Consider the following 20,175-nt stretch of genomic DNA (forward strand, 5'->3'; position numbering starts at 1 on the left):
GGGTGAATTGCCTAAACGTCGTTCATCCGGTAAAAGCTGCCTGAAAATGGCCGGATTTTTGCGTCAGGGGGACGATTGTCCGGGTGGGCGATGATTGCACCGGCATGGCTGGAAGGGTTTTCATGTTTTCAACGCGTTGGTTCCGTGTCGGCGTCTGCCTGACGGTTGCTGTGGCAGGCGGCTCGATGATCACCGGCTGCATGGGGAGCCCCCGCTACGGAACGGACAAGACCGCAATGGAGCAGTTGACCGACGATCTTGGTCAGTCCGTTTCCCTGACCGGCGACGGACCGAAGAACAAGGGCGTCAAGTACAGCGCGCGCCCGGGCCTCGTTCTGCCGTCTGACGCCGCCAAGGAAGCTCTCGTCGAGCCGCAGCAGAGCATTGCCAGCAAGGAAAATCCGCAGTGGATCGAATCCCCGGAAGAAACTCGCGCGCGTCTCGTCAAGGAAGCTGACGAAAACAGCGACAACGCGGGCTACCGCTCGCCGCTCGCAAGCAACCAGGTCGAGGGTGGCCGACGCACGACCGAAGCCCAGACCAAGGCCTATCGCGAAGCCCGCGCCATCCAGAAGGGTGCCTATATCGATCAGCGCCGCTACATCTCGGATCCGCCGACCGAGTATCGTCAGGTCGATGACGCCACGAAGCTGGACGATCTCGGCGAACCGGAGCTGAAGAAGCAGAAGAAGCGGAAGAAGGAAGCTGCGATTGCCGGTTCCGGCAAGCAGTGGTGGAACCTCCTTCAGTAGAGTTTCGAGCGGGGCCCATCAGCCCCGCTTTGCTTTTGACCACCTGTCAACCAGCAAGACGTGTAGGATCTAGCAGGCGAGGAAGATCCCGCCCGCCAAGCCGAGGGCTGACGGATCGATCCTCGCGCTTGATGCAAGAAGCAGCATCGCGGCAAGAGCAAGTATCGGTATGAGGGCAAAGGCGAGCAGCCGGGCGCCGACCAGTTCACATTTCCCGAAAGAGACCATTGCATCGGCATCGATCCGCTATCGGGGGCGATCCTTTGATGGGCATAGATGGCGACGGCGACCATGAGAACGAATTCGCCGGCGAGCAACGTCATGGCACATTTCGTTTCTGCGCGAAGAACCTCCGCAGGATATCGGCGCATGTCGTCTCCTGCAAACCGGAGTACACGTCCGGCGCGTGATGGCAAGTCGCTTGCGTATAGAAGCGTACGCCGTTGTCGACGGCCCCGCCCTTCGGGTCCTCCGCACCGTAGTAGAGCCTGCGAATACGGGCGAAGGAAATGGCCGCGGCACACATCGTGCACGGCTCCAGCGTCACATAGAGATCGGCGCCGGTCAGGCGCTCTTGGCCAAGCTCTTCGCAAGCCATGCGAATGACGGCGACTTCGGCATGCGCGGTCACATCGTTGAGCTCGCGCGTACGATTGCCGGATGCCGCGATCACGGCCCCGTCAATCACCAGAACCGCTCCGATCGGCACCTCGCCGCGCTCTCCGGCGGCGCGGGCCTGGTCGAGCGCCAGCTCCATAAATTGATTTGTCTTCACGATCCGACAATTTCCACTTAACCGCAGGGGCGCGACCTGATAGGAAGGCCCGAAAAGGCAGGCAAACAACAAATGACATTCAAAGACAAGCCAAAACGGCCGGGCGGCAAGCCATCTCCGCGCAATGCCGGCCCGAGATCCGACGAAAAGTCGGCAAAGGCGCTCGTCAAGGCTGAGGCGAGCGACGTTGCCGAGGGCGACTCCAAAGCCGAGCGCATCTCGAAAGTGATGGCGCGCGCCGGCGTTGCATCGCGCCGCGATATCGAGCGCATGATCATGGACGGCCGCGTCAAGCTGAACGGCAAGCTCCTCGACAGCCCGGTCGTCAACGTGACGCTGGCAGACAAGATCGAAGTGGACGGCGTTCCGATCCGCGGGATCGAGCGCACGAGGCTGTGGCTCTATCACAAGCCCGCCGGTCTCGTGACCACGAATGTGGACCCGGAAGGGCGACCCACGGTTTTCGACAATCTGCCGGACGACCTGCCGCGCGTCATGTCGATTGGTCGCCTCGACATCAACACCGAAGGCCTGCTGCTGCTGACCAACGATGGCGGCCTGGCCCGCGCACTGGAATTGCCGACGACGGGCTGGCTGCGCCGCTACCGCGTGCGCGCCCACGGCGAGATCGATCAGGAGGCTTTGGACAAGCTCAAGGACGGCATTGCCGTCGATGGTGTCCTCTACGGCTCGATCGAAGCAACGCTCGATCGCACTCAAGGGTCGAATGTCTGGCTCACCATGGGCCTGCGCGAAGGCAAGAACCGGGAAATCAAAAACGTGTTGGGTGCACTCGGTCTCGACGTCAATCGTCTGATCCGCATCTCTTACGGCCCCTTCCAGCTCGGCGACCTGCCGGAGCGGGATGTGGTCGAAGTACGCGGACGCACCTTGCGCGATCAGCTCGGCCCGCGCCTGATCGAGGATGCGAAGGCTAATTTCGACGCGCCGATCTACAACTCGCCGGCCGTTGCCGCCGACGAGGAGGTCGAAGCGAAGCCGGAGCGCCGCGAGCGCTCATGGAAGCCGGAAGACAAGCGCGAGCGTGCACTGAGCCGCCTCGACACCAAGCGTGACGATCGCCGCGATGACCGCCGCGACGGCGGCCGCAAGGAAGATGATCGTCCGAAGCGCCCTGCGCTCGGCAGCCGCCGCAATGCGAATGTCTGGATGGCTCCCGGCGCGCGCCCGCTCGGCGAAAAGGCAGCCGCCAAGGCCGAAAAGAACGCCCAGACCGCGCTTAGGCGCGGCGAGAAGCCCGGTCGTTCCAAGCCGCAGCCGACCCGCTACGACGACACCGGTCCGCGCGTCCAGATCAACCGCGCCCGCGATGACGAAGGGGAGTGGATCCGTTCCAGCGAAGTGACGAGCAAGGATGAAGGCGGCCGCAAGCGCTCTGGCGACCGTCCAACACGCGGCGACAACCCGTTCGGTGATCGTCCTCCCCGTGGTGACAGGCCAGCCGGTGATCGCCCCTCGCGAGGCGACCGTCCGTTCGGCGATAGGCCCCGCGGTGATCGCAAGCCGCGCGACGAGGGGGCGGAACGCCCGCGTTCCTACGCCGACCGTCCGGCGCGCAGTGATCGACCTTACGGTGACCGCCCAGCGCGCAGCGATAGGCCATCCGGCGATCGTCCTGCACGTGGTGACCGCCCGTTCGGTGCAAAGCCTCGCGGAGACCGCAAGCCGCGCGAAGAGGGCGACGAGCGTCCCCGCTCGTTCGGGGATCGTCCCGCACGCGGAGACCGTCCGTTCGGCGACAAGCCGCGCGGCGATCGCCGCCCACGTGCAGAGGGGGACGAACGTCCGCGCGCCAAAAGCTTCTCCGGCGAGGCGCGGTCCGAGCGTCCAGCCGGTGACCGACCCTTTGGCGATAAGCCGCGCGGCAAGAGCTTCGGCGGCAAGCCCGGCGGCGGCAAGAATTTCTCCGGCAAGCCCAAGGGCGACAGGCCGGGCGGCGGCAAGCCTTCCGGCGGGCCGTCGCGGGGGGGACCGAAGGGAAAGGGAATGACGCGCGGTGCGGATCGTCGGCGGTGAGTTTCGCGGACGGCCGCTTGCCGTACCAAAGTCAAACGACATCCGGCCGACTGCCGACCGGACGCGTGAGAGCCTGTTCAACATTCTGAGGCACGCCTATCCGGAATGCGTCGATGGCACCCGGATCCTGGATCTTTTTGCCGGTACGGGCGCCGTCGGCCTGGAAGCCGTCTCCCGCGGCTGTCGCCACGCGCTGTTCGTCGAAAACAGTGTCGAGGGCAGGGGGCTCCTCTGGGAAAACATCGATGCGCTTGGCTTGCATGGCAGGACCCGCATCCTGAGGCGCGATGCGACCGATCTTGGCAGCGTCGGCAACCTCGAGCCTTTCCAGATGCTGTTTGCCGACCCGCCTTATGGTAAGGGTCTTGGCGAAAAGGCAATGGCAGCCGCCGCCAAGGGCGGCTGGTTGCAACCGGGCGCGATTGCGGTTCTTGAAGAACGCGCGGATGTTGCCGTTTCCGTCGACCCTTCCTATCTGTTTCTGGAAAACCGGACGTTCGGCGATACCAAGGTTCATTTCTTCCGCTATCAGCCTGAGTAAGGCCGCGGAAATCGGGGGCAGCGGTGCAGCAGGCAGAGACGATCGAAACCGAGTTGCCTGCCCCTCGCGAGACGTCACTGCGACAGACGCCAACTGTCGCGGTCGCCTTCGGCGGTGGCGGCGCGCGGGGGCTGTCCCACATCCACATCATCGAAACGCTGGATGAGCTCGGCATTCGTCCCGTGGCGATTGCCGGCTCCTCGATCGGCTCGATCATGGGAGCGGGAATGGCGGCCGGAATGACGGGCGAAGCCATTCGCGAGCATGTCATGATGACCGTCGGCAACAAGGCCGCGGTTGTCAGTCGCCTGTGGGGCTTGCGTCCGCAGACAGTGCGCGATGCCGTCGCCAACGGCGTGCGCATCGGCCAGTTCAATCTCGAGCGTATCCTGAAAGCCTTCCTGCCGGCCGATTTGCCGGATCGTTTCGAGGATCTGCCGATCCCGATGACCGTGACCGCGACCGATTACTACGGTCAGTGCGAAGTGCTGACGAGCGGGGGCGCGCTGTTCCCGGCGCTGGCGGCTTCCTCGGCCATTCCCGCCGTGTTCATGCCGGTACGGTTGCACGGCCGTGTGATGATCGATGGTGGCATCAGCAATCCCGTGCCTTACGAATGCCTGATGGATCGCGCCGACATTGTCATCGGCATCGACGTCGTCGGTGCGCCAGAAGGAGACGGGACCCACATTCCAAACCGAATGGAGAGCATCTTCGGCTCCGGCCAGTTGATGATGCAGACCGCGATCTCGCTGAAACTGCGGCTGCAGGCGCCGCATATCTTCCTGCGCCCGGCGGTCGGGCGCATCGGTGTAATGGACTTTCTCAAGGCGCGCGCGGTCCTGTCCATGTCGGTCGGCATCAAGGACGAACTCAAATACGCGCTCGATCGCGAGATCGAAGCGCGCATCACGTCTTAGAGCGGGATGGCGAAAAGTGTGAGCGGTTTTTCGGCTGAAATCCTGATCTACGCATCGGCGGTTACCTCTGCGGTGCCCGCCAACGGATCCTCGTCGAAGTTGGCGGCGCGCTTTGGCTTGACGAGAGGTTCGGGTCGAACCGGCTTGGAGAAAAGCATGTCGCGACCGGCCTGCAGTCCTTCCGAGACCTGAAGCACAAGGCGCTGCTCGTCGCGCTTGCGGATATCCTCGCCGATTTCATAAGCGTCCGCTTCGCTGACGCCCAATGCCTCGAGCGTGCGCCGGCCGAAGAGCAGACCGGATTCCAGTGTTTCGCGCAGTTCATAGTCGACGTTGAGGTTGCGCAGCGCGATCGAATGGATGCGGTCATAGGAGCGCACGAAGATCTTGGCGTGTGGATAGTCCGCCTGCACCAGCTCGATGATCTTGTCGGTGATCTCGCGCTTCTGCGTGCTCACGACGACGATCTTGGCACGATCGATGCCGGCCGCCCTCAGTACGTCCTTGCGGGTGCCATCGCCAAAATAAATCCGGAAGCCAAAGGACGAAGCCTGCCGGATGCGATCGGCTGAAAAGTCGATGACGGTCACGTCGCGACCGCCGGCAAGCAGGATTTGAGCGGCGATCTGCCCGAAACGCGAGAAGCCGACCATCAGCACGTCGGCGCCCGCTCCCTCGAAATCCTCATCCAGCGTTTCCTGCTCTTTGCCCGACAACAGCCGCTTGGCCAGCATCGTTCCGATCGGGGTGAGCGCCATGGAAAGAGTGACGATCGCAATCAGCAGCGAGGCCGTGCTCGTTGGCATCAGGCCCGCAATGCCGGCGGCCGAAAACAGGACGAAGCCGAATTCGCCGCCCTGCGGCAGTAGGAAAGCGATGCGAATGGCGTCGTCATGAGGCGAGCCGGTCGCGCGGCAGAGAACGTAGATAACCAGCGCCTTCGCGGCCATGACGACCGGTACGGCGACGATGATGAAGAGCACGTTGTCGCGGAGCACCTCCAGCTCGATCGACAACCCGACCGCAATGAAGAAGATAGCGAGCAATACGCCGCGGAAGGGCTCGATATCGGCTTCCAGTTCGTGCCGATACGAGGACTCGGCCAGCATCACGCCGGAAAGAAAGGCGCCCATCGCCATCGACAGTCCGGCAAGTTGCATCAGGCTTGCCGACCCCATCACCACGAAAAGGGCGGCGGCGATCATTGCCTCGCGGGCCCCCGTACGCGCGATGATCTGAAAGAGCGGGGTGAGCAGATAGCGCCCCATGACGATCATCGCGGCAACGGCGGCGATCGCAATCGCAAAGTCCAGCAAAGGCGTTCCGCTGCTCTTGCCGCCGTCGAGGATGCTGACAAGGGCAAGCAATGGTACGATCGCAAGATCCTGGAACAGCAGCATCGAGAACGAACGCTGCCCGTAACGGGTATTCACGTCGCCTTCATCCTCGAGAATCTGCATGGCAAACGCCGTGGAGGAGAGTGCAAGCCCGAAACCTGCGACGATGCTGCCGCGCCAGTCGAGAACGCCGGAGAGATAGGTCAGCAGCGTTAGCAACAGACCCGTCGTCACCACCTGGGCGGTTCCGAGCCCGAAAATGTCACGTCGCATCTGCCACAGACGCGTAGGCTTCAGCTCCAGCCCGATGATGAACAGCAGGAAGACGACGCCGAGTTCGGCAACGTCCAATATTTGCTCGCCATCCGTCAGTCCGTGGAAGATCGGGCCGATCACGACGCCGGCGGCCAGATAGCCGAGCACAGTACCGAGCCCGAGGCGCTTGAAGATCGGCGCTGAAACGACGGCGCCACCGAGCAGCAGGATAGTCTCTGTAAAAAGAGTGTTGGGCTCTGACATCAGGCGAGTTTCTTTCAACGCGGGGAGGCATTCAAGCGGCGGGCAAAAGAATCGGCGCACGCGGCCTTGATGCTTTTCGTAGTGCACAATAAATGGAACGCGAAGGAAAGGCCAAATCATGTCCTCAGAAATCGACTCCTCGACGCTTCTTTCCCGCGCAAGCCAACTGATCGACCTGGCAAAGAAGGCCGGTGCCGACGCCGCAGATGCGGTGGTCGTGCGCTCACGATCGCAATCGGTCAGCGTGCGCCTTGGCAAGGTCGAAGGCACGGAATCGTCCGAAAGCGACGATTTCTCCCTGCGCGTCTTCATCGGCAAGCGCGTTGCAAGCGTGTCCGCAAATCCCGGCTTCGATCTCTCCGCTCTCGCCGAACGCGCGGTGGCGATGGCCAAGGTGTCGCCGGAAGATCCGTTCGCCGGCCTGGCGGATGCGGACAAGCTCGCGAAGTCCTATCCGGACCTTGAGCTTCTCGATACGACCGAGGTCTCCTCCGATCAATTGCGCGACGCCGCCCTTGAGGCGGAGGCCGCGGCACTTGCGGTCAAGGGCGTGACCAATTCGTCCGGTGCCGGGGCTTCGGCCGGCATGGGCGGCCTTGTGCTCGTTACCTCCCAGGGTTTCGAAGGCAGCTACATGGCCTCGCGCTTCGGCCGATCCGTCAGCGTTATCGCTGGCGAAGGCACGGCTATGGAGCGTGACTATGATTTCGACAGCCGCATCTATTTCGGCGAACTGGATGATGCCGCGGAGATCGGCCGCAGAGCAGGCGAGCGCACGGTCAAGCGCATCAACCCGCGCCAGGTGGATACGGGCAAGGATGTCACGGTTGTTTTCGATCCGCGGGTTGCGCGCGGCTTTGTCGGACATATTGGCGGGGCCATCAACGGCGCTTCCGTCGCGCGCAAGACGAGCTTCCTGCGCGACAAGATGGGCCAGCAGGTCTTGAAAGCGGGGCTTTCGATCTCGGACGATCCGCTTATCGTCCGGGGCCCGTCGTCGCGACCATTCGACGGCGAAGGCGTATCCGGTGAACGATTGTTGATGATCGAGGACGGTATCCTCAAGCACTGGTTCCTCTCCACTTCGACTGCCCGCGAGATCGGAATGGAAACCAACGGCCGCGGCGTGCGCGGCGGCAATTCAGTGACGCCATCCGCGACGAACCTTGCTCTTGAGCCAGGCGACATCTCGCCGGAGGACTTGATCGGCAGTGTCGGCAACGGCTTCTACGTGACCGAGCTGATCGGCCAGGGCGTCAACATGATCACTGGTGAATACAGCCGCGGTGCAACCGGCTTCTGGATCGAGAATGGCGAACTGACCTTTGCCGTGTCTGAGGTGACGATCGCTTCGAACCTCAAGGACATGTTCATGCGGGTTACGCCTGCAAACGACATCGACCGCAAGTTCGGTGTCGCCGCTCCGACGCTTGCGATCGAAGGAATGACGCTCGCCGGGCGCTGATGGATTGGATTGCCGAAATGACTGACGTGGACACAGCCCTTTGGCGCAGCGATCTGGGACTGATCGCAGATGCTGCCAGGCAAGCCGGCGATGTCGCACTCGGTTACTTCAATCAATCGCCGGAAGTCTGGTGGAAGAACGAGGGGCGATCGCCCGTCAGCGCCGCCGATTTCGCAGCCAATCAGAAGCTCGAATCCATCCTGCGCACAGCCCGGCCGGATTATGGCTGGCTCTCCGAAGAAACCGATGACGATGGCGATCGCCTCTCACGGGAAACGCTCTTCATCATTGATCCGATCGATGGCACGCGGGCATTCCTGGCCGGCCAGGATCTATGGTGCGTCAGTGTCGCGGTCGTGCGCCATGGCCGGCCTGTCGCCGGGGTTCTCTACGCTCCGGCTTTGGAAGAACTTTATGAGGCGGTCGAAGGTGGCGTGGCTTTGAAGAACGGTCGACCGATAACCGTATCGACAACGCCGCTCGATGCACCGGGCCGCTTTGCGATCGCCGAAGACGTGCTCAAGGCATTTCCGGAAGCGCTCAAGCATCGTATCGAGCGCGTCAGGCACGTACCGTCCTTGGCGTATCGCATTGCCATGGTTGCCGACGGGCAGATCGACGGAACCTTCGTCAAGCACAATTCACACGATTGGGACCTCGCCGCCGCCGATTTGATATTGGAGCGCGCCGGCGGCCGGCTTGTCGATCTCCAGGGTGAGGCGCCGCTCTATAACCGAATTCAGGTCAGCCACGGCGAACTCTGTGCCGCCGCCGCTCCGCGACTCGCCGATCTCTTGACCGGGATCGGTGAACGACGAGGCAGTTGACGTTTCCGTCAAAATCCCTCAGATGAAGCGGCGGAGGAGAATAGAGCAGAAAGAGAAGAAAATGACGGAAACCGGCGGCAAAAAGCAGCTCTTGCATCTCGTGTTCGGCGGCGAACTGGAAAGCTTGGACGAAGTGCAGTTCCGCGATCTGAAGGACCTCGATATCGTCGGCATCTTTCCGGACTATGCCAGCGCACTGACGGCCTGGAAGGCCAAGGCACAGTCGACCGTGGATAACGCGCACATGCGCTACTTCATCGTCCACATGCACCGTTTGCTGGACCCGGAAAGCAAGTCTGCGCAGTAACCCTCCCCTGGTTGCGGCTCGTCGAGAGCCGCGAACCGACCGACTGCCTGACGCATTCTGGACAAACTGATCGGCCATTGCGGCCGCAACAATAATTGGGAATGGGTGATGTCGATCATTTGTGATCGGAGAATTGGCAGATGAGCGGTCGCATGGCGCGTTTTGCGCTGGGCGCCTATCAGGCGACGGGAACGTTGCTGACGCCGTTCGTCGGGGGATACCTCGCCTATCGGGCGGCCAAGGGCAAGGAAGACCGTGCCCGCCGGCTGGAGCGCTCAGGCTACGCCAGCGCCGACCGCCCGGCCGGACCGCTGGTCTGGTTTCATGCCGCGAGCGTCGGTGAAACGAACGCCGTCATTCCGCTGATCCGCGAAATTCGCCGCCGCGACATCCACGTCATTCTGACGACGGGAACGATCACCTCCGCCAAGCTGGCCGCCGAGCGTATCGGCAACGACGCGATCCACCAGTACGTGCCGCTCGACCTGAAACCGGCCGTCAGCCGCTTCCTCGAATACTGGCAGCCGGCCTGCGCGCTGATCGCCGAATCCGAAATTTGGCCAGCGACCCTGATGGAACTCGGCCGCCGCCGCATCCCGCAGATACTCGTCAACGCCCGCATGTCCGACCGCTCCTTCGAGCGATGGGGTCGGCGTCCCGCACTTGCCGAGGCCCTGTTCGAAAACCTTGCGCTCGTCATTGCGCAGTCAGATGTCGACGCCGAGCGCTTCCGCGATCTTGGCGCGCGCCACGTCATGATGTCGGGCAATCTCAAGGTCGATACCGACGCTCCGCCTTATGATGCTGAAGTATTCGCCGACTACAAGAAGCAGCTCGGCGGCCGCAAGACCTGGGCGGCAATCTCCACTTTCGACGGTGAGGAAAAGGCTGCAGGCATCGTTCATCGGGCGCTGAAGGAACGAAACGGGCAACTGACGATCATCGTTCCCCGCCATCCGGAGCGCGCCGACGAGATTGAAGCCGAGCTCGTCAAGCTGGGTCTCAAGGTGGCCCGCCGCACGCGCGGCGATGCGCTTGCGCCTGATGTCGATGTGTTCCTCGGAGATACAATCGGCGAAATGGGCCTCTACCTGCGCTTGACGGAGGTTGCCTTCGTCGGCCGTTCGCTGTTTGCCGAGGGTGGGCAAAATCCGCTGGAGCCGGCGATGCTGGGTTGTGCGGTCCTGTCGGGCAGCAATGTGCAGAATTTCCGAGAAGCCTATCAGAAGCTGGCGCGCCGTGGCAGCGCGCGCATGGTCCGCGATACGGAGATGCTCGCCAAGGGTGTCCATTATTTGCTCACCAACGACGACGCACGCCGCAACATGATCGAGGCCGGGATCGGCGCCGTGCAAGAAATGCGTGGCGCGCTGACAGCGACGGTCAAGGGCCTTGAGCCCTATATCAATCCGCTCACGGTGAAGGCGAGGCTGCTGCCGAAGGCGGCTGTGCAACGCTGAGGGCAGGGGCGGATATGAAGGCGATCAAAGGGATTCTCTTCGACAAGGACGGCACGCTTCTCGACTACGACGAGAGCTGGCTGCCGGTGAACCGCGAACTGGCGCGCATCGCCTCAGAAGGCGATCCCGAACTTGCGGACCGGCTGCTCCTGGCCTGCGGCATGGATCCGGTCACCGGCCACATCGTTCCCGACAGCCTGCTTGCCGCTGGCAACACGCGTCAGATTTCGGAAGGGCTGATCGCTGCCGGTTCGAAGCTCGACGTCATAGAGCTCACGATCAAGTTGGACGATCTCTTTTCTCACGCCGCCGAGTTTTCCGTCGCGGTCACCGATCTTGCCGCTTTTTTTGGTCGACTGCATGCGCGCGGCTTTCGCCTCGGCGTTGCCTCGAGCGACAACGAGCGCTCGATCCGGCAGACCGCCCAGCGTTTTGGCTTTGCGCCGTTCATCGATTACGTGGCCGGATACGACAGCGGCTTCGGCACCAAGCCGGAACCGGGCATGGTGCTTGGTTTCTGCGCGGCGACCGACCTTGATCCCTCCGCGGTCGCCGTCGTCGGTGACAACAACCACGATCTGCATATGGGCCGCAACGCCAAGGTTGGCGTCACCGTGGCCGTGCTGACGGGCACCGGCTCGCGCCAATCGCTCGCCGCCGCATCCGACTACTGTCTGAACGACATCACCGAGCTCGAAGGCTTGCTGCCCGATCCTCAGCCTGCCTGATTGACCAAGGGCTTGCTTTTTCTTGAAAATTACCTTCTCTTTCCGCCCGGTCGAGGACATAGCCCGTCAGCATGATGCTCGGGGTCCGAAAGGCAGGACGGGGAAAATGGTATCCGAAGCGCCACCCTTCTGGTGGTCGAAAGCCGATTGGCGTGCCTGGACGCTTTATCCAATTTCCTTCCTGTATGGGCGCATTGCCGGCTATCGCATGGCCAACGCCAAGCGCGCCTCAGTTCCGGTGCCCGTCATCTGCGTCGGCAATTTCACCGTCGGCGGTGCTGGCAAGACGCCGACGGCGCTGACCATCGCTCGCGCGGCAAAGGCGAAAGGGCTCAACCCCGGTTTCCTGAGCCGCGGCTATGGCGGTTCGCTCGACGTCACGACGGTCGTCGATCCGGCGCATCACCGTGCACTAGCGGTCGGTGACGAACCCCTGCTTCTTGCCCGCGAAGCTCTGACCGTGATCTCCCGCCGCCGCGTGGAAGGCGCCCAGCGCCTCGTCAAGGAGGGTGCGGACCTGATCATCATGGATGATGGCTTCCAAAGTGCGCGGCTGGCGATCGACTACGCGCTGTTGGTCATCGATGCCACGCGCGGGCTGGGCAACGGCCACGTCGTTCCGGGCGGCCCTGTGCGCGCGCCCATCCGCCAGCAGCTGCGCTATGCCACGGCGCTCCTCAAGGTTGGCGCGGGCGAGGCCGCCGACAACATCGTTCGGATCGCCGCGCGCGCCGCCAAGCCGTATTTTACGGCCTCGCTGAAAGTTTGCGACAGCGCCGATCTCTCAGGCCGCAACGTGCTGGCCTTCGCCGGAATTGCCGATCCGTCGAAATTCTTCCGCACGGCCGAATCCGTCGGCGCGCAGATCCTCGCTCGCCGTTCGTTCGGCGATCACGAGCATCTGACCGATGACGAGATCGACGACATCCTTTCAACGGCAGAACGCGATGGCCTTCAGATCGTTACGACCGCAAAGGATTTCGTCCGCCTCGCCGGCCATCATGGCAAAGCCGCGGAGCTTGCTTCAAAATGCCGGGTGATCGAGGTGGAGATGGCGTTCGCGGACACCCTGGCGCCAGGGCTTATCATCGACCGCGCGATCAATGCGTGCCGCGACCGGCGTTTGCGGGAAGGGCGGAAGGCCTAAACAGCATGTCTCTCGAAGGCGTGGCAAGCGAATCTGCCGCCGCGCTGCGCTCAGCGCTTCTGGTTGGGCAAAACGCCAGCGCGCTTGTCTGCCTCCAGCGAAGCCACGGCATCGGCATAGGGTTCCTGGCGCGCGACGCTCCAGTAGCGCAGTTCATCGAGCGGGATCTGCCTGCCGGTAATCGCGCAGACGACGTAGGAGCCCGGCGACAGGATCTGAAAATCCGCATCGAGATAGCGTATCTGCGCTTCGCGGTTTCCATTTCCTTCGAACAAATTCATGCGCTCCGTTTCCTTACAGGCTGTAACATCCCTGCCATAACGCGCCGTCGCGGCCTTTTCCAGCTTTTTCAACTGCGGCCGAACAACCGCTCGATATCCGAAAGCTTGAGCTCAATATAAGTCGGGCGCCCGTGATTGCACTGTCCGGAACCGGGGGTGACTTCCATCTGGCGCAGAAGCGCATTCATTTCTTCCGGGCGCAGTCGCCGTCCTGAGCGCACGGATCCGTGGCAGGCCATGGTCGCGGCCACATATTCGAGCTTGGCCGAAAGGCCGGACGCCGTATCCCATTCGGCGATCTCGTCCGCCAACTGCCGGATGAGCCCCGTGGCGTCCACTTCGCCGAGCATGGCGGGTGTTTCGCGCACGGCGATCGCGCCTGGGCCGAAGCGTTCGATCGCCAGCCCCAGCTCGCCGAGCTCCGTGGCAAACTGCATCAGCCGATCGCAATCCTCTTCAGGCAGATCGACGATTTCGGGAATGAGAAGCACCTGCGAGACAAGCCGCTTCGAGTGCAGTGCCTTGCGCATCGCCTCGAACACCAGGCGTTCATGCGCAGCGTGCTGGTCGACGATGACGAGACCATCATCCGTCTGCGCCACAATGTAGTTCTCGTGGATCTGCGCCCGGGCGGCACCTAGCGGATAGCGCTGCGGCGGCTCTTCTGGCGCGGGCATTCTGGGAGGCGTCGCGGCGTCGCTGCGTGCGGTGGGCGTCGCCAGTCCGTCAAAGGAAGCCTGCGGGCGTTCCCCGAAGCCGCTGTTGGCGGCCTGGTTAAATGGGCGCGAGGGGGATGTCGCGGCCGACCAGGGCTGTTGCGGCCGTTGCGCGCCCGCGTGGAAGCCGGGCCGGAAGGAGCGCAGCATCCCGTCTGCGCCCGTTGTCGCTGCTCGACTGCCGCCCCGTGCCAGCGCTTCGCGCACGCCCCCGACGATGAGGCCACGCACCAGTTGCGGGTCGCGGAAGCGCACGTCCGATTTGGCCGGATGCACGTTGACGTCGACAAGCGCCGGATCGAGCGTGATCGACAGCACGGCGACCGGATAGCGGCCGGCCGGGATCGTCTCGGCATAGGCGCCGCGGATCGCCGACAGGATCAGCTTGTCCTGCACCGGGCGGCCGTTGACGAAGGCGTATTGGTGGGCCGAGTTGCCGCGGTTGAAGGTCGGTACGCCGGAAAAGCCGGTCAGCGATATGCCTTCCCGCTCGGCATCGATCTCGATGGCATTGTCGCGGAAGTCCTTGCCTAGGATCTGCGCCATGCGCGCCAGGTGGTCGTCGCCCGTCGCCGGCAATTCCAGCGTCGTGCGGTCAGTCCCGGAGAGCACGAAACGCACTCCTGGAAAGGCGATCGCCATGCGCTTGACGACTTCCGTGATCGCCGCAGCCTCCGCCTTCTCGGTCTTGAGGAATTTCAGGCGGGCGGGTGTGGCGAAGAAGAGATCGCGAACCTCGACGATCGTGCCCGGATTGCCGGGCGATGGTCGCAGATACGCAATCCTGCCACCCTCGACGGCTATCTCGTTGCCACCTGCGCTGTCGCGGCGGCGGCTGGAAATGCTGAGCCGGGCCACCGAGCCGATCGATGGCAGCGCCTCGCCACGAAAGCCGAGCGTGCGGATGTCGTCGAGCGTATCGGAGATCTTGGAGGTGCAGTGCCGCCGTACGGCCAGCTCCAGATCGGCAACATCCATGCCGGAGCCATTGTCTGAAACCCGCAGCAGGCTCTTGCCGCCGCCCGATGTCGCAATCTCGATGCGCGTCGCCCCTGCGTCAAGGGCGTTCTCGATCAGTTCCTTGGCAGCGCTCGCCGGCCGCTCGATGACTTCGCCGGCGGCGATTTGGTTGATGAGGGTCTCTGAAAGCTGTCTGATGGCCATCGCCTATTGTCTTGGATTCGCGGCGCCGAGGGAAGTGTGAAAGCGTTGGCCGATCACTGTTCTGCACGCTCCAATTCCGGCTGCTTAACGTTAAGTGCGCCTTAAGACAAAGGTGCCATTTTGCGACTTAATTCCGAGGACTGGGTTTAAATCGGACAGATGTGGGACGCGTAAGAATGAGTGCCGGCTTCGAAAAAGCGGACACATCATCTGTGGGTAGCGAAATGCCGGCTGACACCAGCCTGCAGACGGCGTTGTTTGACGCGGTTTGCGAGAGCCTCGGCGCCGCTTTCATCGTCTACGACAAGACCGACCACATGATCTTTGCCAGCCGTCAGGTCCTCGATTTCTTTCCGATATCGGCGACCATGTTGAGGCCGGGGACGCGGTTGCGAGATTTCCTGGGCGCGATCTACGACACCGGCATCCGCACGCAGTCGGCCAGCAATCAGGCTGCGCTGAGCCGTGAGGATTGGTTGTCCCAGAAGATCGCCTCGCATTGGCGCGAACGCTTCGAAGCCGTCGAACGGCACGGTACCGATCACTGGATTCGGTTTGGCAAGCGACGCCTTGCAAGCGGCTATGGCGTCTGCGTTATCCAGGATATCTCCGAGGACAAGAAGCGCGAGGAACAGTGGCGCTCCGATCTCGAGCGCGTGCAGCTTACCGAGGATATCCTCGACAATTTGCCGTTCCCGCTTTTCGTCAAGGACCGCAATCTGAATTACGTCGCTGTCAACATCGCCTTCTGCGAGAAGTACCAGACGACGGTCGATGAAGTGCTCGGCCGGAAGAGCGGCGACCTGTTCTCCAAGGAGGTCGCCCGGCGCTTCGAGGAAAGCGACTGTCATGTTCTGGAGACCGGTGAGATGTCGGTTTCCCGCCAGCGGCAGGTCTCCCGCGACGGCGTGGAACGCGATATCGTCACACGCAAGCACCGCATCGGCAAGCCAGGCCGCTATTTCCTCGTCTCGACAATGCAGGACCTGCCGCGCGACGGCGCCGATCTCGATGAATTCCGGTTCGCATCGACGGTCATAACGTCGAGCAAGAATTCCTATCGGCGCGCCTACGTTCCGATGAACGGCAGCGGCGAGCGTCGCGAACCGGCGGCCATGGAGGCGATCGTCCCGGAGAACTTCTCCGGCCGCAAGATCCTGGTGGTGACGTCGGATGTCGTGGCTGAAGCAGCGGCGCTACGGACCCTCGCCAAATACGGTTTCGAGGCCTGTTCGGTCCGCGGCGAGGACGAGGAGGAGCACTTCCTGGAAATCGCGAGCTCTTCCGGCATCTCGCTCGACCTGCTCGTGATCGACAATCAGCTTGGCATGCGTTGCTTGGAGCTCGCCAAGCAATACGGCATCCCAGTGCTGGTGATGGATGGCTTCCAGCTCGCGAATGAGCTCACCTTCCAGATCGCGCGCCATTTCAATCGCAGCAATCACGGCCAAGTCGCCGAGAGCATCGACGCCGATTGGGAATTCACGACCGTCGAGGAAACGAGCACGCTCGACGTGCTCGTCGCCGAAGACAACGACATCAACCAGATCGTTTTCTCGCAGATCCTCGAGGGTCTCGGCTACCGGTATCTGATCGCTCCAAGCGGCGATGAAGCGGTCCGCCTATGGACCGAGCATCAGCCGAAGATCATCCTGATGGACATATCGTTGCCAGGCTTCAACGGTTTCGAAGCGGCGCGGTTGATCCGCCAGACAGAGGAAGGCGGTAGTTCAAGAACGCCGATTATCGGCGTTCTTACTCAGGCGTTCGAGCGCGATCGAGCCGAGTGCGCAAAGGCCGGAATGGACGATGTGATCATGAAGCCGGTGAGCCCCGATATTCTTCAGGGCATCTTTCAGAAATACCTTGCCGGGGATATCAGACAGGCCAGTATGTGACGAACAAAGCGCGTCAACTCCCTAAATCTTGGGACAGGACACGGTTTCAACGCGGCCGATCCACTATCGAATTCTTAAGACTTGCCCGCCATCCTTTCCCGCATTGGTGCAGTCTGGGTCTGAATGATGATGTCGGCTGAAATGCCTTTGGTGCCCGTAAGTCAGAATGAACTTCAGACGATGGCCTATACCGATCCACTGACCGGGCTCGGCAACCGTTACCGCATGCGCGACCGGATTGCCCAGATCGCGGCGGAACGCGCGAGCGATCCAGCACCCTTTACGATCGGCATAGCCAATCTCGATTCCTTCAAACCGATCAACGACCTCTTCGGCTCATCGGCGGGCGACGAGATTCTCTGCCAGGTCGCCCATCGGCTGAAGGCCTGCATTCCGGATGGCGCCCTGGTCACGCGTCACGACGGCGACGAATTTGCCTTTGTCCTGCCGCTTGTGTTCGAGCGGGCCAGCGCCGAGAAGTTCGGCCAGATGATCCGCGAGGTGCTATCGGCGCCATACGATCTTGGCGACCGCAATGTGAGGCTATCGGCATCTTTCGGCCTTTCGATCTATCCCTTTGCCGGCGAGGAGTTCGAGGAACTGCTGAAAAGCGCTGAGACCGCACTCTACCGGTCAAAGCGGCGTGGCCGTGGCCAGATCACCGTCTATTCCCGCGAGATCGCCCAGGAAATGAAGCGCGCGACGCAATTGGAACAGGCGCTGCGCAACGCCATCATCTCCGACGCGATCGACGTGCATTTTCAGCCGATCGTCGCGCTCGCCAACAGCCAGGTCGTGGGCTTCGAAGCTCTGGCGCGATGGAACGATCCGGATCTGGGCTTCGTTTCACCGGGTGTTTTCGTCCCGCTCGCGGAAGAACGCGGTTTCATCGACGCTCTGTCTGAGGCGCTGTTGCGCAAGGCGGCGGAAGCAGCACTTTCCTGGCCGCGCGAACTCTTCCTCTCCTTCAATCTCTCCTCGGCGCAGTTGATGGATCCGGGCACGAGCAGCAGCGTCCTGTCGATCCTCGGCCGGGTCGGTTTCGACCCGCATCGGCTCGAACTGGAGATCACCGAAACTGCGGTGATGGGCTCGGCCGATACGGCAAATCGGATCATCGCCGATCTGCGTCAGGCGGGTGTGCGTATCGCGCTGGATGATTTCGGGACCGGCCAGTCGAGCCTCGGTCGCCTGCGTGATTTCATGTTCGACAAGATCAAGATCGATCGTGCCTTCGTGTCGCGGATCAACTCCGACCGCGCGTCCGAGCACATCATCAAGGCCATCCTCACAATGTGCGAGGGGCTTGACCTGGAAGTGGTCGCGGAAGGGATCGAGGATTATTCCGAAGCCGTCAAGCTACGCTCGCTCGGCTGCGGGATGGGGCAGGGCTATCACTTCGGCAAGCCCGCCGATGGCATAGCGACGCTGCGGTTCCTGCACGAAAATTACTACGATACGTCAGATCGCGTCAGCGCCTGAAATGCCGATGGCGCCCTTTCGGACGCCACCGTTTCTGCGGTCCTCACCGCGCATATCTTACTTGTTCGTTGTCGAGCCTGTGGCCGTGGTGTCTGTTGCACCGCCTGGCGCGGGGGCCTTCTCGGCTGCCAGCATCTGAAGCGTCTTAAATTCCGGCGCCGCTTTCAGAGATTCCGCGGTCTCGGAGGTGGTCAGCTTGACGCTGCCGTCCTGCGTGTTCTGGGCGATCGTGATCTTATCCATCGGAACGGCCACGTCCTTCTCGCCGATTCCGAGGAAGCCGCCGACACCGACGATCGCTGCTACCAAGCCGCCGTCTTTCTTCATGATCAGGTCGTTGACGCTACCGATGCTTTCGTTCTGACCATTATAGACCGACTGACCGATATAGGTGTTGGCACTCACTTGGTCGGCAGCCTGCTCGGTCAGGTACGGGCCGCCACCCGCTTTCGCAGTGTCGGTCGTGGCAGCCGGTGCCGGAGCCTGAGCGTCAACAGCCGGGGCCGGAGCCGTGGCATCTGGAACCTTCGGCGGAGCTGCCGGATCGCTTGGCGCCGCCTGTGTGGCCGGTGCGTTCGGATCAGCCGGCTGGGTTGCGCTCTGTGAGAATGCCGCCGGTGCGAAAGCCGTGGCAAACAGGGCGCCAGCGGCAACGGTTGTGAGAAGTTTGCGTGTCATTTCGAACCTACCTTTCAGTTCAATAGTATTCTCTAGCCAGGTCCGCCATCCTTCTCAGTCGGGCGTCCACTTTGGCCAGTTCCCTATCGAAATGAATGGGAATTCTATTGGTTCCCGAAAAAAATCGCGCAAAAATTGCTAATTTCGCGGAACTTTTAGCGCAGCTGCTGCACAGGGCTTCAAACTCAACCATACCGGGGAAAACGAAGGGCGCCGCAGGCAGGCGCCCTCGCTATTGTGCCTGGTGTCGCCTCAGATCAGATAAACGGGGTCAAAAACGCCCTTCACTGTGACGTCAAGCTCAAGCAGGGATCCAGCCTGCGGTTGCATGGACCGCGCGTCGTCATCCAGTCCTTCCCACGCCGTGGTGACTGCGAGGCGGTCGCCGTTCGTTCCGATGAAGGCAGGGCAGGATGGCTGGGCCGCCGGCACCTTGTAACGTGATATGCGCAGTCCGTCCGGGCTGTAGCGATCGACCGTGCCGGCACCCCAGCGCGCGTTCCAGATGTATCCGTCGGCGTCGACGACAGAACCGTCGATGCCGCCCGGCTCATCCATGGTATCCACGAGGACGATCGGTTCACCGGTCGGCAGACCGGTCTGCGCATCGACCATCACCCGCATCAGGCGGCTGAGGCGGGTGTCGGTGAAATATCCCATCGTTCCATCCGGCGAGAAGCAGATCGAGTTCGGAATACTGATGCCGTCGAAGATCTTGGTCACGCGACCGCCGGCGACATGATAGATGGCGCCTGCGCGGGTTTCCGCCCGCTTGCTCATCGTGCCGATCCACAGTGCGCCAGATGGATGCGTGCGGCCGTCGTTCGACCGGTTTTCCGGCTTGTCGCTTTCGAGTGCCGCATAGAAGGTGAGATTGCCGCTCTTCGTGTCGCGGACGAAGAGGCCCTGTTCGGTCGCAAGCAGCTGGCGCCCGGCATCGATGCGGGCGAGCACGCTCGCCATCATCGGCAGTGCGTGCACCTTCTTGTCTTCCGTCGCAAGGTTCAGCTCGTGCAACTCCTTGCCGAGAATATTGAACCACCAGACCGTGTTCGTGTCCGGATCGTAGGTGGGGCCTTCACCCAGCACGGAGTTGGTGTTGCAGAGTGTCCTGCCCGCGAACTCATGAATTTCCGTCATA

General features: G+C 62.3%; 18 protein-coding genes. 12 read left to right on the plus strand and 6 right to left on the minus strand.

Annotated features, from left to right (window positions below):
• Window positions 1–122 precede the first annotated feature (122 nt).
• On the plus strand, window positions 123–752 hold the full coding sequence (locus tag ACSQ9D_RS02315; protein WP_436281004.1) for a hypothetical protein: 630 nt from the start codon (window positions 123–125) through the stop codon (window positions 750–752).
• A gap of 319 nt (window positions 753–1,071) precedes the next feature.
• Here the strand turns inward: ACSQ9D_RS02315 and ACSQ9D_RS02320 are convergent, their stop codons facing one another.
• Window positions 1,072–1,509, minus strand: a complete 438-nt coding sequence (locus ACSQ9D_RS02320; RefSeq protein ID WP_436283749.1) for a nucleoside deaminase — start codon at window positions 1,507–1,509, stop codon at window positions 1,072–1,074.
• 90 nt (window positions 1,510–1,599) lie between these two features.
• On the opposite strand from ACSQ9D_RS02320, the gene ACSQ9D_RS02325 reads away from it, so the two are divergent.
• From ACSQ9D_RS02325 to ACSQ9D_RS02335, 3 genes are read left to right on the plus strand one after another with little or no spacing between them, the layout of a single operon-like run.
• Window positions 1,600–3,564, plus strand: coding sequence for a pseudouridine synthase (locus tag ACSQ9D_RS02325; RefSeq protein WP_436281005.1), 1,965 nt, complete (start codon window positions 1,600–1,602; stop codon window positions 3,562–3,564).
• A complete protein-coding gene (rsmD, locus tag ACSQ9D_RS02330) occupies window positions 3,545–4,105 on the plus strand; it encodes a 16S rRNA (guanine(966)-N(2))-methyltransferase RsmD (protein WP_037113850.1) in 561 nt (186 codons plus the stop codon). The genes ACSQ9D_RS02325 and rsmD overlap by 20 nt, the downstream gene beginning before the upstream one ends.
• Before the next feature lie 23 nt (window positions 4,106–4,128).
• A complete protein-coding gene (locus tag ACSQ9D_RS02335; protein WP_436281006.1) occupies window positions 4,129–5,025 on the plus strand; it encodes a patatin-like phospholipase family protein in 897 nt (298 codons plus the stop codon).
• Window positions 5,026–5,072: 47 nt separating this feature from the next.
• Here ACSQ9D_RS02335 and ACSQ9D_RS02340 read toward each other — a convergent pair whose 3' ends face one another.
• Window positions 5,073–6,881 carry a monovalent cation:proton antiporter-2 (CPA2) family protein gene (locus ACSQ9D_RS02340; RefSeq protein WP_436281007.1) on the minus strand — a complete coding sequence of 603 codons (1,809 nt, stop codon included), beginning with the start codon at window positions 6,879–6,881 and terminating at the stop codon, window positions 5,073–5,075.
• A 118-nt stretch (window positions 6,882–6,999) separates the two neighbouring features.
• On the opposite strand from ACSQ9D_RS02340, the gene ACSQ9D_RS02345 reads away from it, so the two are divergent.
• The 6 genes from ACSQ9D_RS02345 (at window position 7,000) to lpxK (ending at window position 12,815) form a co-directional block, all read left to right on the plus strand.
• Window positions 7,000–8,346 (plus strand): TldD/PmbA family protein, encoded by a 1,347-nt coding sequence (locus tag ACSQ9D_RS02345; protein WP_436281008.1) that lies wholly within the window; start codon window positions 7,000–7,002, stop codon window positions 8,344–8,346.
• 17 nt (window positions 8,347–8,363) lie between these two features.
• On the plus strand, window positions 8,364–9,173 hold the full coding sequence (locus tag ACSQ9D_RS02350) for a 3'(2'),5'-bisphosphate nucleotidase CysQ (protein ID WP_047516940.1): 810 nt from the start codon (window positions 8,364–8,366) through the stop codon (window positions 9,171–9,173).
• Between the two features lie 61 nt (window positions 9,174–9,234).
• Entirely contained in the window at window positions 9,235–9,480 is a 246-nt protein-coding gene (locus tag ACSQ9D_RS02355) for a DUF4170 domain-containing protein (RefSeq protein WP_037113840.1), read from the plus strand.
• A 140-nt stretch (window positions 9,481–9,620) separates the two neighbouring features.
• A complete protein-coding gene (waaA, locus tag ACSQ9D_RS02360) occupies window positions 9,621–10,940 on the plus strand; it encodes a lipid IV(A) 3-deoxy-D-manno-octulosonic acid transferase (RefSeq protein WP_436281009.1) in 1,320 nt (439 codons plus the stop codon).
• A gap of 14 nt (window positions 10,941–10,954) precedes the next feature.
• Complete coding sequence (locus ACSQ9D_RS02365) at window positions 10,955–11,668, plus strand: HAD family hydrolase (protein ID WP_436281010.1); 714 nt, start codon at window positions 10,955–10,957, stop codon at window positions 11,666–11,668.
• 106 nt (window positions 11,669–11,774) lie between these two features.
• The gene (gene lpxK / locus ACSQ9D_RS02370) at window positions 11,775–12,815 is read left to right on the plus strand and encodes a tetraacyldisaccharide 4'-kinase (protein WP_436281011.1); all 1,041 of its coding nucleotides are present in this window, start codon (window positions 11,775–11,777) and stop codon (window positions 12,813–12,815) included.
• Between the two features lie 50 nt (window positions 12,816–12,865).
• Here the strand turns inward: lpxK and ACSQ9D_RS02375 are convergent, their stop codons facing one another.
• The gene (locus ACSQ9D_RS02375; RefSeq protein WP_007799169.1) at window positions 12,866–13,096 is read right to left on the minus strand and encodes a DUF2093 domain-containing protein; all 231 of its coding nucleotides are present in this window, start codon (window positions 13,094–13,096) and stop codon (window positions 12,866–12,868) included.
• A 68-nt stretch (window positions 13,097–13,164) separates the two neighbouring features.
• On the minus strand, window positions 13,165–14,976 hold the full coding sequence (gene mutL / locus ACSQ9D_RS02380) for a DNA mismatch repair endonuclease MutL (protein ID WP_436281012.1): 1,812 nt from the start codon (window positions 14,974–14,976) through the stop codon (window positions 13,165–13,167).
• Window positions 14,977–15,152: 176 nt separating this feature from the next.
• On the opposite strand from mutL, the gene ACSQ9D_RS02385 reads away from it, so the two are divergent.
• Window positions 15,153–16,874: a response regulator gene (locus ACSQ9D_RS02385; protein WP_436281013.1), complete on the plus strand. Its 1,722-nt coding sequence runs from the start codon at window positions 15,153–15,155 to the stop codon at window positions 16,872–16,874.
• A 123-nt stretch (window positions 16,875–16,997) separates the two neighbouring features.
• Window positions 16,998–18,356 (plus strand): putative bifunctional diguanylate cyclase/phosphodiesterase, encoded by a 1,359-nt coding sequence (locus ACSQ9D_RS02390; RefSeq protein WP_436281014.1) that lies wholly within the window; start codon window positions 16,998–17,000, stop codon window positions 18,354–18,356.
• A 57-nt stretch (window positions 18,357–18,413) separates the two neighbouring features.
• On the opposite strand, the gene ACSQ9D_RS02395 is transcribed toward ACSQ9D_RS02390, so the two are convergent.
• Window positions 18,414–19,034, minus strand: a complete 621-nt coding sequence (locus tag ACSQ9D_RS02395; RefSeq protein ID WP_436281015.1) for a PRC-barrel domain-containing protein — start codon at window positions 19,032–19,034, stop codon at window positions 18,414–18,416.
• 252 nt (window positions 19,035–19,286) lie between these two features.
• Window positions 19,287–20,174 (minus strand): SMP-30/gluconolactonase/LRE family protein, encoded by an 888-nt coding sequence (locus ACSQ9D_RS02400; RefSeq protein WP_037113817.1) that lies wholly within the window; start codon window positions 20,172–20,174, stop codon window positions 19,287–19,289.
• Window position 20,175 lies beyond the last annotated feature (1 nt).

The sequence above is a fragment of the Rhizobium sp. LjRoot258 genome (assembly GCF_964254185.1).
In the GTDB taxonomy this organism is placed as follows: domain Bacteria; phylum Pseudomonadota; class Alphaproteobacteria; order Rhizobiales; family Rhizobiaceae; genus Rhizobium.

What these genes read in the sequence shown, in the direction of transcription:
- ACSQ9D_RS02315 (WP_436281004.1), top strand. Translation starts at nt 123, where the DNA reads ATGTTTTCAACGCGTTGGTTCCGTGTCGGCGTCTGCCTGACGGTTGCT.
- ACSQ9D_RS02320 (WP_436283749.1), bottom strand. Translation starts at nt 1,509, where the DNA reads ATGGAGCTGGCGCTCGACCAGGCCCGCGCCGCCGGAGAGCGCGGCGAG.
- ACSQ9D_RS02325 (WP_436281005.1), top strand. Translation starts at nt 1,600, where the DNA reads ATGACATTCAAAGACAAGCCAAAACGGCCGGGCGGCAAGCCATCTCCG.
- ACSQ9D_RS02340 (WP_436281007.1), bottom strand. Translation starts at nt 6,881, where the DNA reads ATGTCAGAGCCCAACACTCTTTTTACAGAGACTATCCTGCTGCTCGGT.
- ACSQ9D_RS02345 (WP_436281008.1), top strand. Translation starts at nt 7,000, where the DNA reads ATGTCCTCAGAAATCGACTCCTCGACGCTTCTTTCCCGCGCAAGCCAA.
- ACSQ9D_RS02350 (WP_047516940.1), top strand. Translation starts at nt 8,364, where the DNA reads ATGACTGACGTGGACACAGCCCTTTGGCGCAGCGATCTGGGACTGATC.
- ACSQ9D_RS02355 (WP_037113840.1), top strand. Translation starts at nt 9,235, where the DNA reads ATGACGGAAACCGGCGGCAAAAAGCAGCTCTTGCATCTCGTGTTCGGC.
- waaA (WP_436281009.1), top strand. Translation starts at nt 9,621, where the DNA reads ATGAGCGGTCGCATGGCGCGTTTTGCGCTGGGCGCCTATCAGGCGACG.
- ACSQ9D_RS02365 (WP_436281010.1), top strand. Translation starts at nt 10,955, where the DNA reads ATGAAGGCGATCAAAGGGATTCTCTTCGACAAGGACGGCACGCTTCTC.
- lpxK (WP_436281011.1), top strand. Translation starts at nt 11,775, where the DNA reads ATGGTATCCGAAGCGCCACCCTTCTGGTGGTCGAAAGCCGATTGGCGT.
- ACSQ9D_RS02375 (WP_007799169.1), bottom strand. Translation starts at nt 13,096, where the DNA reads ATGAATTTGTTCGAAGGAAATGGAAACCGCGAAGCGCAGATACGCTAT.
- mutL (WP_436281012.1), bottom strand. Translation starts at nt 14,976, where the DNA reads ATGGCCATCAGACAGCTTTCAGAGACCCTCATCAACCAAATCGCCGCC.
- ACSQ9D_RS02385 (WP_436281013.1), top strand. Translation starts at nt 15,153, where the DNA reads ATGAGTGCCGGCTTCGAAAAAGCGGACACATCATCTGTGGGTAGCGAA.
- ACSQ9D_RS02390 (WP_436281014.1), top strand. Translation starts at nt 16,998, where the DNA reads ATGATGATGTCGGCTGAAATGCCTTTGGTGCCCGTAAGTCAGAATGAA.
- ACSQ9D_RS02395 (WP_436281015.1), bottom strand. Translation starts at nt 19,034, where the DNA reads ATGACACGCAAACTTCTCACAACCGTTGCCGCTGGCGCCCTGTTTGCC.
- ACSQ9D_RS02400 (WP_037113817.1), bottom strand. Translation starts at nt 20,174, where the DNA reads ATGACGGAAATTCATGAGTTCGCGGGCAGGACACTCTGCAACACCAAC.